This is a genomic window from Ruegeria sp. CDSC025 (assembly GCF_059610805.1).
On sequence record NZ_JBXWOJ010000020.1, the window covers coordinates 50,158 to 60,702 of the forward strand.

Genomic DNA, 10,545 nt, shown 5'->3' on the forward strand with positions numbered 1-10,545 from the left:
AGCACTGGCACATGGGCTACAGCTGCTAACCCTGTGCAGAAAGCTCCACCATTTCCCTGTGCCGGTCCCGCGCCTGCCCCTGTACACGCTTGACGAAGGGCTGAGGCAGCTCCGGGCCAAGGCGCGTCCCATATTTTTCGCAGGATTTATCACCGATCAGCTCAGCGAACCTGACCCATGTCCGAAAGGCAAAAACGTCCCGCAAGCTGAGGATCGGTTTGGAATTGCTTGGTCTTTCCGGGGCAGGCATCGGAATGTCCGTGAAATACGCCTCTTCGATCCCGCTCCAATCGGATGGTGTTTCAAAGTCGTCCCCCGCACCCTCGGAATACTTAAACGCGGGGTATTCCATACTGTATTCAGAACATCCGTGGGATATTTTTGAGTGAACCCCAGTGATCTCAAATTCCGCCTGTGCGGCACGGAAAATCGCAAGACACTCTTTCGCCTCTGCGATCGACTCACAATAGATATACGCCTTATAGGGAAACTTGACCGCTTCGCGCAGCTCGATCATGCTTTTTCTGGCATTGTCCCTGGGCAGCTGCAGGTTGAGCAGCAAGAAATAGACCTGAAACATCCCCTCAAGGTTCTCAGGCAGGATCTGCACCTTGTAGCACTCGTGGCACAGTCCACAAATCACCTTGGTTTCTTCAAAGAAATTCAGGCGTTGGCCGCAATTCCCATGCTCGCCATTGATGGTGATGGTTTGACCCACATAGATCTGGGCGATGGGCACGGCCAACTGGATTTTCTGTGTGTCCAGGGCTTTCATCCAACCAGAATAGGCGGCGGTCTGCCGTCCGGTGTCGACCAGGGCTGCCTGCCAGCCCTTTTTCAACCCGCCCGTCACCTCAAGCTGCGCTTTGCTGTAGGCGCCCAGATGCTCTTTCGGTAGGTTGGAGTATTCCAGCATCGTCACAAGCTGCCGGATGGCCTGTCGGTCATTGGGCTTGAGTGAAACCCGCTTCTCAAGACGTTCCAGCTGCGCGTAATCCATCACTCTGGCCTCCTGCTTCGGGTTTGGCCCGCCAGTTTTTCTTGTGATTGCGCCGAATGAGGTCGCCGTCAACTGAAATGCGCGAAACTGGCTAGCTGCCGGATTGTTCTGAGACGATCTCTCCGAGCCGGGTAAAGAATTTCCCCGACAGTTTCTTGGCAGTCCCGGCAATCAAACGGCTGCCAAGCTGGGCGATCTTGCCGCCGACATCCACCTTAGCAGTATAGGCAAGAACCGTCTCGGACCCGTCTTCGGTCAGGGTCACATCGGCACCGCCCTTGGCAAACCCCGCAGCCCCGCCCTTGCCCTCGCCCTGCAGCGAAAATCCGTCCGGTGCCTTGGATTTATCCAGCGTGACCTGACCCGCGAACCGCGCTTTCACCGGACCGATTTTCAGAACCACCTTTGCCTCAAGGTCTTGCGGCGAAGATTGGGTCAGCTCTTCGCAGCCGGGGATACATTCCTGCAGGATATCGGGGTTGTTCAGCGCCTCATACACCACGTCCCGCGGGGCAGCGATGCGGATTTCGTCACTGAGTTCCATTCTGGCATCCTTCGCACAACAGCTTTGTGCCTATCAATACCGCGGTTTTTGCCAAATGTTTCAATTTTTTGTTTCAGATCAGGATACGCGACCCCAAATCTTACCTAATCGGGCGCCACCGGTTTGCGGTGACGCCCAATGCGGTCAGTCGCTGATCGCGCCCTCTTCGTCGCGGCGCTGATGCATCTTGGCTTTGACACGCGCGCCTACAATCAGAGGCAGAACAAATCCGATCAGGGCAATGGACCACAAGCCGATGGCCAGCGGGCTGTCAACCAGCGTCCACCAGTTGCCATTGTCGATGGTGACCGCACGGCGCAGGTTATTCTCCATCGAGTTGCCCAGCAGCGTGCCCAGAATGATCGGCACCAGCGGCACGTCCAGCTTGCGCAGAACCCAGCCCATGACACCGAACCCGATCATCACCAGCAGATCAAAGCTGGACCCCGAGATGCCGTAAATACCCACAAAGCTGACCATCGCCACGACGGGCATCAGGATACGCGAGGGCACCATCAGGACGCGGGTGAACAGGCCCACCATCGGGATATTCATCGCGAGCAACATAAAGTTGGCAATGAACAGTGCCGCAATCAGGCCCCAGACCACATCCGGGTTCTGGGTGAACAGCAGCGGTCCGGGCGTGATATTCAGCGCCAACAGAACCGCCAGCAGCACGGCGGTGGTCCCTGACCCCGGCACGCCCAGCGCCAGCATCGGCACCAAGGCCCCCCCGGCGGCGGCGTTGTTGCCGGCCTCGGGCGCGGCGACGCCACGCGGATCACCGGTGCCAAATGTGTTGTCCTTGTCGACCAACCGTTTCTCCATCGAATAGGAAATAAACGAGCCCAAAGACGCCCCGGCCCCCGGCAGAACCCCCGCCAGAAAGCCCAAGAATGAGGTGCGCAGCATGGTCGGCATGCATTGCTTGATCATAGACATCGGCGGGTAAAGCCGCCCGATATTCAACTTGCGCCCAGCGGCATCCGATCCGCCATGACGGTTCTCCAGAAAGATGAACACTTCGGACAGGGCAAACAGGCCGACAATGGCGACAAGGAAATCCAGCCCATCATACAGGTGCACCTCACCAAAGGTGAACCGCGGCACGCCGGTCTGGGTATCGACACCAATGGTTGCCAGCCCTAGGCCCAGCGCAGCGGCAAAGGCCGATTTCGCCTGATTGGTCGAGGACACGCCGCCCAGCGTCATGAAGGCCAGCGCGAACAGGGCGAAATATTCAGCCGGTCCAAACAGCAGCGCGATCTTGACCAGCTGCGGCGCCAGAAAGATCAGGCCCCATGTGGCCAGAAACGCACCAATGAATGAGGCGATACCGGACAGCGAGAGCGCCTCGCCCGCAAGGCCTTTTTTGGCCATCGGATGCCCGTCCAAGCAGGTCATCATCGCAGGCTCGTCCCCAGGGATGTTCAGCAGGATCGATGAGATTCTCCCGCCATACATTGCCCCATAATAAACACTGGTCAGCAGGATCAGAGACGGCGTCGCGCCCAGCCCCAGCGTGAACGCAAGAGGGATCAAAATGGCCACGCCGTTCGACGGGCCCAGACCGGGCAACGCGCCCATGATCGTGCCCAGAAAACAACCCAACAGGGCCAGCAACAGGTTTTGCCATGTCAGCGCGATAGCGAATCCATCGCCAAGGGATGCAAGAGTTTCCATGACGTTCCCCTTAGAAACCCAATGGTCCGCGAGCCAGTGACAGGCCCAGAACCAGATGGAAGATGACGTAGATACCGACAGAAGTACCGATTCCGACCACTACGCTTTCGATCGGACCAGATCCCAGCCGCCAAGCCAGGTAAGCCGCAGCAAAGGCGGTAGAGATTACAAATCCCAGAACCGGCAACAGCTCGGCATAGAAGATCATCACGACTACAGCGGCGCCGACTTCGACCAGCCGGCCCAGCGCGGGCCACTCGGGCTCGGCATCCGGGCGCAACGCGATGACCGCGCTGGAAAGGCCAAGGATGGCGGCGACAATCAGTGGAAAGGCCTTGGGGCCAACCGCGTCTGACAGAAAGCTCTCTTCAATCGCCAGCGCTGACAGGGCAAAGCCGATGGCAAGAAGAATGCCGAAGACCCCGAATATGCGATCACTCATGGGTATCTCCTATGTAAGGGAAGTATGGGTCTGGTCGGGGTGCCGCGCGCCCGGCGCGACACCCCGCTCTCAGGTGAGTGCTGGTCTTATTTGATGATCCCGATCTCTTTCGAGATGGTCTGGATCTGACCCACGGATTGTGCAACAAAATCCTGGAAAGCTGCGCCTTGCAGGTCCAGCGGGGCCAGACCATTGGCGGCCATGACCTCTTTCCATTCATCCGAGGCGTAAAGATCACCGATCTTACCAACCCAATCGCCATAGGCCTCATCGCTCATTCCGCCAGGGGCGTAAAACCCGCGCCAGTTTGCGCCGATGGCATCAATGCCCTGTTCCTTGGCCGTCGGGAAATCGGCGAATTCGCCGGGAAGACGTTCAGGCGCCAAAACGGCGATGACTTTGATATCGCCCGAGTCGACAAAACCCTTGGCTTCCGAGATGTCACCGGTAAAGGCTTGAACCGAACCGGCCAACAGCTGGGTCACAGCTTCGCCGCCGCCATCAAAGGCGATGTATTTGACCGACCGTACGTCCTCGATGCCATAGGCATTGGCCGCGATCAGAACCTTCAGGTGATCCCAACCGCCCACGGCGGAACCGCCCGCCACGGACACAGACGTCGGATCGGATTTGATCTGATCCAACAGGTCGGGCAGCGTGTTAACCGCGCTATCGGCAGCAACGGCGATCACGCCATAATCCGCACCGATGGCCGCTAGCCAACGCACCTGATCCATGGTGTTGCCTGGATAGGCGCCCTGCGCCAGGCGGGTTGCCGTGGCCGCACTGGCCGCTACGATCAGCTCATTATCCTCGCCGCGCTTGTTGACGACCTCGGCAAAGGCAACACCGCCACCGCCGCCGGCCAGGTTCACAACCTGCATGGTCTGGTCGATCAGACCCAGATCCTGCAGAGATTTACCGACCTGACGGCAGGTGAAATCCCAACCGCCGCCGGGGTTGGCCGGGGCAATACATTCCTGTGCGCTGGCGCTCACGCCGGACAGGGCAAAAACAGCAGCCGCAATCGCGCCGCTTGTTCCAAACAGTTTCATTCGTGTCTCCTCCTCTGGTCTTTTTGGGCTGCGTCCTGCAACCGAAACCTGTTCCCGCAAGGGACTGTCCTTGCGGGCTGGTACTGTTTACAGAATAATGCTGTCACGAACCTGTCACAGAAATTCAGGGCAGGGCGCGGGGGGACAATGCGCGTATTGATGATCGAGGATGCCGTAGATCTGGCCGAAGGCGTAATAGCTCATCTGGCGCGGTCGGGCGTTGTCTGTGATCTGGCGACCACTGTCGAATCCGCACGTGATTTCCGCGCAGTTCAAACCTATGACGCGATGCTTCTGGATATAAACCTGCCTGACGGGTCCGGCCTGAACTTTCTGGGCAAAATCCGAGACAGCGGCGACCGCACCCCAGTGCTAATGCTGACGGCACTGACTTCGGTCGAAGATCGTGTCGCGGCTTTGGACAAAGGTGCCGACGATTATTTGGGCAAGCCTTTTGACCAGCGCGAGCTTGAGGCGCGGTTGCGCGCCCTTGTCCGGCGCGATGCCGATCGCAAAAGCGAACAGATCACGCTGGGTCCGCTGATCTATGCCGCCAAGGATCGCAGCGCCACGCTGAACGGTAAACGCCTGAACCTAACCGCGCGCGAGGCGGCAGTCCTGGACGCCCTGATCCGGCACGAAGGTCAGTATCTGTCGAAATCACGGCTGTATAACTCGCTTTACGGGTTCGAAGACGCCGATGTGGGGGAAAACGCGATCGAGCTGTATATCGCGCGGCTACGCAAGAGATTCACCGGCAGCGCCATCAGCATAACCACCCAGCGCGGGGTGGGGTATCGGATCGGTCTGAATGACTAGGCTGCGCCTGCCCCACAGCCTGACGGCCCGCGTTCTGAGTGCGGTGGTTCTGATCCTGGTTCTGGGCGGGTTTCTGGTTGGCCTGTCGATCTGGGCCAATGGTCGGCTGGCGGCGCGGCAGGCCTATGACCGGCTGCTGCTGGGCGCGGCCAGTGACATCGCCGAATCCGTTCGCATTCAGGACGGCCAACCCTTTGTCGACCTTCCGGTTTCAGCTTTTCAGCTGTTGGCGCAGGCGCCGGATGACCGGATTTTCTATGCGGTACAGGTGCCTGATGGCCCGTTCATAACCGGGCTGGACCGGGACACCGCGATCGAGGTGCCGCCACAGACTGGCACTGCGCCGGTCTATTTCGCCTCTGATCTGAACGGGGAACCCGCCCGTTTCGTCCGCGTTACCCGCCTGTTTGCCGAGCGCGATTTCTCGGGCGAGGTGGAAATTCTGGTCGGCCAAACCCTGCGCGCGCGCCAATCCATGACCGTGGGCCTGATGCGCGATGCCTTGCTGCCCATGGCGGTGGCCGGGATGTTGCTGCTGATCATGTCGTGGTTTGTCACCCGCTCGGCCCTGCGCCCGCTTGAGGCGCTGTCCGATGACCTGACCCGTCGCGATCCTTATGACCTGACACCGATGGCCAGCGACGGGTTGCCACGCGAATTGCAGGTGATGCTAAGCGCAATGAACCGGTTCATGGGGCGGCTGGACCGGCAGGTAGACACGATGCGCAACCTGATTGCCGACACCGCTCATCAGCTGCGCACACCCGTGGCCGCCATCCGGGTCCAGGCCGAGATTGCGCAGGACGATCCCGACCTTCCAGCCCGCACGCGCGCGCTGGATCGGTTGTTGGGGCGCACCCGGTCACTGGGTACGCTGCTGGATCAGTTGCTGTCGCGCGCCATGGTGATCCACCGTATCGACAGCGCCCCGCGGCTGCCCGTCGACCTGCGCGAAGTGGCGCTGGACGTGCTGGAACACAGCGATCATGAATTGATGGCCCCCACCATCGAGGTGCGTCTGGAAATCGGAGATACGCCAGTTCTTGTGAATGGCGATGCCTTTTCGATCGGCGAAGCCGCCAAGAACCTGCTTGGCAACGCTCTGCGTCATGGTCTGCCACCCGTCCGTATTGGCGCCGCGCAAGAGGGCGCGCGCGCTGTTCTGTGGGTGCGCGATCAGGGGCCCGGGCCTGCGACCATAATCGCCGATCAGCTGGGGGACCGGTTCAATCGCAGCACAGGTTCGGGCGAGGACAGCACCGGCCTGGGCCTGTCCATCGTGAAATCCACCGCTGAGGCCTTTGACGGCCGAGTCGAGATGGGGCGGGATGAAACCGGGTTTCGCGCTGCGCTGAGTTTCCCGGCCAGAACAGAGGAGAGCAGCACATGATCCGAGCCCTAGCCCTTGTAGCGCTGAGTTTGATTCCTTCGCTTTCGCGCGCCCAAGAAGCCATCGCAGAATTCGGCGCAGGTCAGGATCCGATGTTGATCCGGTCAACCACCGACATAGCGATCATCGCCCCCGTGCTCGAACGATTTACGGCGCTGAACCCCAATCTGCAGGTCACTTATGAACAATGGGGATCTAACGCTCTGTTCCAACACAGCCGCACTGTCTGTAAATCAGGTGAGAATCCTGCAGACATCGTGTTCTCATCCGCGATTCAACAGATGGTCTGGCTGGTGAATTCGGCCTGCGGACACCGGTTTCAATCCGACCTTACCAATGCCCTGCCCGCCGCGCGACGCTGGCGGGATGAACTGTGGGGGATCACCACCGAACCCGCCGTCATCGTCTACAACAAGACCTTGTTACAGGATCAGAACGTCCCACGCAGCCGGTTCGCCCTGCTGGACATGATGCGAACCCAGCCGGATCTACTGCGTGGGCGCGTGGCAACCTATGACATCGCGGCCTCGGGTCTGGGTTATCTGTTTGCCTATGGAGACAGCCTTGAGGCCACGACTTTCGGCTCTTTGATCGAAGGTTTTGCACGTATCGACGCGGTGGCCACTTGCTGTTCTGCGGAAATCATCCGCGATGTGGCCAATGGGCGCTTTTTGATCGCCTATAACGTTTTGGGGTCTTATGTGGCCAATGCCAAGGCCCCGGGCATTGGGGTGATCCTGCCAGAAGACTATACTCTGGTCCTGTCACGTGCCCTGATGATCCCGCGCCAGGCGCGGAACAAACAAGCCGCCACGGAATTCTTGGATTTTCTCCTGTCGCCACAGGCGCAAACCCTGCTGGCAACTTCGGGTCTCGTCGCCCAGATGGACACAGCCGATACGGGGTTAACGCCCAGCGCCCGAAGGTTCATCGCCCTGTCGCCGGCTCTATTGGTGGCCAGAGATCAGAACCGACGGGCCGAGCTGTTCAAGCTGTGGAACGACGCCTTCGACGTGGAAAGTGCGCGCTAGGTCTTTTCGTCGATGGCCGGTTCGATATCAGGCCGAACCGGTTCGATCTCTGCCTCGATAACCTCAGGCTCATCGGCCTCGTCGACCTCATCCATATCGGTGTCGGCCTTGTCCTCAAGCGCGCCAACGATCAGCGGCAGCATGTGAACACCGGTGGCCGAGGCGATCTCTGGCGTTTGCGGCGTTTGCCAGCTGAGCGTGTCAAAGCTGTGGCAGTTCTGACAGACCGGACCCCATTCCGGCTGAATGTCATGGCAGTTGTCGCAGACCCATTGCGGCCCGCGCGGCGCGTTCAGCGCCTTTGCCAGCCAGCCCTGCACAACCACATCCGAGGCCCCTTCGCCACGTTCAATCGCTGCCATCAGCGTATAGGCGCGGGCATCAGCCTGTTTTTCGACCACATCCCCCAGCGCGCGGCGCGCTTCGGGGAAATCTTCGGCGACGATGTTCAACTCGGCCAGAATCAGACAGGTTTCCGGATTCTGCGCGTGTATGCGGGTCAACGTCGCAAAGCGTTTGATGCGCTCGGCCGGTGATTCATCCGGTGCAATATCGGCAAAGGCATGGGCCAGATCGGGATGTGGCTGTGCCTCCCATGCCTTTTTCAGAATCTTCGTTGCGGCACGCGGCTTGCCTTTTTCGATATAGGCACGGGCAGCCATCGCTGCGGCAGGCACCAAATCAGGGGAAAGGCGGTTGGCCTCGATTGCCTGTTCCTGCTGTTCTACGGTCGAGCTTTCGTCCAGAATGCCCTTTGCCTCGGACAAGGCGAGCACCGCATCGCGGCGCTTGAACACATCGCGGGGCAAATGCCCGGATTTCAGCTTGGCGGTCAGCGTTGATCGGGCCCCAGCCCAATCCTGCGACTTGGTCTGCAGGCCCAGCAGGATATCTTGCGTTTCCTGATGGCGTGGCTTGATGGCCAATGCCTTTTCGGCCAGCTTCCGGGCGGTGTCATCATCGCCTTCGGCCAGCTTCTGCTTCATGATTCCGCGCACCCCCACAAAACGCGTGGCATTATTCGTTACCAGTTTCTTATAGGTTTCAGATGCCTTTTGGGTATCGCCATTCATCTCGGCGGCCTGGGCCACCAGCAGGTTGGTCAGCTCGGGTTTGTTCAGCAGCTTTTCGGCCTTGGCGGCCTTGTTCATCGCGATCCGCCCCTCACCCGAGGCAAGCGCCATGATCCCATCGGTTAATGCCTGATATCCGCGCTGTTCCCGGCTGCGGTCGAAATAACGCGATAGGGCTGTTTCATCCCCATTGAGGAATTTCAGCGTGGCGATCAGCAGGGTCAGCAGCTTGAAGAACAGCCAGATCGCAATGATCATCACGCCCAGCGCAATGACCGATTGAAGCGGACCAAGCGTGTATTCCGTGCCACCCGCTGTGATCTGCACCCCGCCTTTGGTTTCCATAAGGAACCCGGCGCCAAGAGCCAGCAAGCCGACAATCGCAACAAAAACAAGGATCTTAAACAGTGACCACAGCATAGCAGGCCCCTCAGTTCGAGTTCGCGCTTGAGGCAAGCGCATTTGCAGAATCCACAGCAGAAACCCGCGTCTGGGCCGCCTGTTCCCACCCTTCAAATGCAGCTTTGGCTGCATCGGGCAGGGATTTCAGCTCATCCAGGGCAGCAGAGACATCTCCGCCCGACAAAGCGGCTTGAGCCCGCGACAGGACCGCATCGGGGCTGTCACCTTCTTGCGGGGTAACCGAACGTGCACCTGTCTGGCGCTGCAAAAACGCGACAATTCCGGTGCCCTTGTCCGCGTCCCGCGCATCGGCCAGCGCCGTGCGCGCAGCGGGCGCAAAGCTGTCCTGAAGTGCTGCAATCGTCGCGACACCTTCGGTTGCCGGTGCTGCCAGCGCCTCGGGAACGGTTACGCCTGCGGCCTTCAGTTCTGCAATCAGGTCGCCATAAGGTTGACCCGTATTCAACTGTTCATGCACCCGTGACAGAAGGGCTGCATTGGTCGCCGCCAGCGATTTTGCTGCAGCCTCGGCCTCGAGCGTCTGAGCGTCGGACACCATCTTTTCCACCTCGGCCCGTTGCGCGGCCAAAGAGTCCTGGAGTTTTTTCAGCTCGGCTTCGATGGCCGCGCCGGTTTCAGGTGAAGCGCCCTGCGTCAGCGCGCCACTTTCCAACTCGGCCAAACGGCTGGCAAGCGGATCAACCTTGTTGGTCAGATCGGATATGCTGGACTTCACCCCATCCAGATCAGCGGTGATTGGCGCGATTTGGCTGGTCAGCGCGTCAATCTTCTGGGACAGGTCCGACCCGTCGGTCAGAGACTTCGACAGTGTTGATATCTGATCGGATTGTGCGATCAGCTTCGCCTCAAGCGCAGCGATTGCGTCGGACTCACCCGAGGAGAACGCGCCGCTTTGACCCAGAGCGAACCCGGCCGCCGCAGCAATCGCACCGCCAATCAGCGCCGGGATAAAGCCGCCGCGTTTTTCGACCGGCGGTTCTGCGACGGTCTGATCAGGCGACGTAAGAGCGGCTTCGGCTTCGGCTTCGGCTTCGGCTTCGGCTTCGGCTTCGGCTTCGGCTTCGGCTTCGGCTTCGGCTTCGGCT

10 protein-coding genes are annotated in these 10,545 nt (G+C 59.8%); 3 read left to right on the top strand and 7 right to left on the bottom strand.

The annotated features are described in order from the left end of the window. Window positions 1–25 precede the first annotated feature (25 nt). The 5 genes from AC2FH8_RS19475 to AC2FH8_RS19495 all read right to left on the bottom strand — a co-directional run bounded on the left by AC2FH8_RS19475 (window position 26) and on the right by AC2FH8_RS19495 (window position 4,724). A complete protein-coding gene (locus AC2FH8_RS19475; RefSeq protein ID WP_281996111.1) occupies window positions 26–1,000 on the bottom strand; it encodes a hypothetical protein in 975 nt (324 codons plus the stop codon). Between the two features lie 91 nt (window positions 1,001–1,091). Then, a complete protein-coding gene (locus AC2FH8_RS19480; protein WP_142637510.1) occupies window positions 1,092–1,544 on the bottom strand; it encodes an SRPBCC family protein in 453 nt (150 codons plus the stop codon). Window positions 1,545–1,688: 144 nt separating this feature from the next. Next, entirely contained in the window at window positions 1,689–3,227 is a 1,539-nt protein-coding gene (locus AC2FH8_RS19485) for a tripartite tricarboxylate transporter permease (RefSeq protein ID WP_142637508.1), read from the bottom strand. A 10-nt stretch (window positions 3,228–3,237) separates the two neighbouring features. Continuing rightward, a complete protein-coding gene (locus AC2FH8_RS19490; protein ID WP_142637505.1) occupies window positions 3,238–3,669 on the bottom strand; it encodes a tripartite tricarboxylate transporter TctB family protein in 432 nt (143 codons plus the stop codon). Between the two features lie 86 nt (window positions 3,670–3,755). Then, window positions 3,756–4,724 (bottom strand): Bug family tripartite tricarboxylate transporter substrate binding protein, encoded by a 969-nt coding sequence (locus tag AC2FH8_RS19495; RefSeq protein ID WP_142637503.1) that lies wholly within the window; start codon window positions 4,722–4,724, stop codon window positions 3,756–3,758. A gap of 147 nt (window positions 4,725–4,871) precedes the next feature. On the opposite strand from AC2FH8_RS19495, the gene AC2FH8_RS19500 reads away from it, so the two are divergent. Genes AC2FH8_RS19500 through AC2FH8_RS19510 form a run of 3 tightly spaced genes read left to right on the top strand, consistent with a single transcriptional unit; the run spans window position 4,872 to window position 7,964 of the window. Beyond that, on the top strand, window positions 4,872–5,543 hold the full coding sequence (locus tag AC2FH8_RS19500) for a response regulator transcription factor (protein WP_282022417.1): 672 nt from the start codon (window positions 4,872–4,874) through the stop codon (window positions 5,541–5,543). Then, window positions 5,536–6,933, top strand: a complete 1,398-nt coding sequence (locus AC2FH8_RS19505) for a sensor histidine kinase (protein ID WP_496690520.1) — start codon at window positions 5,536–5,538, stop codon at window positions 6,931–6,933. Before AC2FH8_RS19500 ends, AC2FH8_RS19505 begins: the two co-directional genes overlap by 8 nt. Beyond that, window positions 6,930–7,964: an ABC transporter substrate-binding protein gene (locus tag AC2FH8_RS19510; protein ID WP_142637498.1), complete on the top strand. Its 1,035-nt coding sequence runs from the start codon at window positions 6,930–6,932 to the stop codon at window positions 7,962–7,964. Before AC2FH8_RS19505 ends, AC2FH8_RS19510 begins: the two co-directional genes overlap by 4 nt. Here AC2FH8_RS19510 and AC2FH8_RS19515 read toward each other — a convergent pair. Both AC2FH8_RS19515 and AC2FH8_RS19520 read right to left on the bottom strand, forming a co-directional pair. Next, window positions 7,961–9,457, bottom strand: coding sequence for a heme biosynthesis protein HemY (locus AC2FH8_RS19515; RefSeq protein ID WP_271950672.1), 1,497 nt, complete (start codon window positions 9,455–9,457; stop codon window positions 7,961–7,963). The two genes, AC2FH8_RS19510 and AC2FH8_RS19515, sit on opposite strands and share 4 nt — an antisense overlap. Window positions 9,458–9,467: 10 nt before the next feature. Further along, window positions 9,468–10,545, bottom strand: a 1,078-nt coding sequence (locus tag AC2FH8_RS19520; RefSeq protein ID WP_496690521.1) for a COG4223 family protein, incomplete at its 5' end; no start/stop codon positions are given.

Excerpts from the sequence above, each read along its gene's own strand:
- AC2FH8_RS19500 (WP_282022417.1), top strand. The coding sequence starts at position 4,872 with ATGCGCGTATTGATGATCGAGGATGCCGTAGATCTGGCCGAAGGCGTA.
- AC2FH8_RS19490 (WP_142637505.1), bottom strand. The coding sequence starts at position 3,669 with ATGAGTGATCGCATATTCGGGGTCTTCGGCATTCTTCTTGCCATCGGC.
- AC2FH8_RS19495 (WP_142637503.1), bottom strand. The coding sequence starts at position 4,724 with ATGAAACTGTTTGGAACAAGCGGCGCGATTGCGGCTGCTGTTTTTGCC.
- AC2FH8_RS19475 (WP_281996111.1), bottom strand. The coding sequence starts at position 1,000 with ATGGATTACGCGCAGCTGGAACGTCTTGAGAAGCGGGTTTCACTCAAG.
- AC2FH8_RS19480 (WP_142637510.1), bottom strand. The coding sequence starts at position 1,544 with ATGGAACTCAGTGACGAAATCCGCATCGCTGCCCCGCGGGACGTGGTG.
- AC2FH8_RS19515 (WP_271950672.1), bottom strand. The coding sequence starts at position 9,457 with ATGCTGTGGTCACTGTTTAAGATCCTTGTTTTTGTTGCGATTGTCGGC.
- AC2FH8_RS19505 (WP_496690520.1), top strand. The coding sequence starts at position 5,536 with ATGACTAGGCTGCGCCTGCCCCACAGCCTGACGGCCCGCGTTCTGAGT.
- AC2FH8_RS19510 (WP_142637498.1), top strand. The coding sequence starts at position 6,930 with ATGATCCGAGCCCTAGCCCTTGTAGCGCTGAGTTTGATTCCTTCGCTT.
- AC2FH8_RS19485 (WP_142637508.1), bottom strand. The coding sequence starts at position 3,227 with ATGGAAACTCTTGCATCCCTTGGCGATGGATTCGCTATCGCGCTGACA.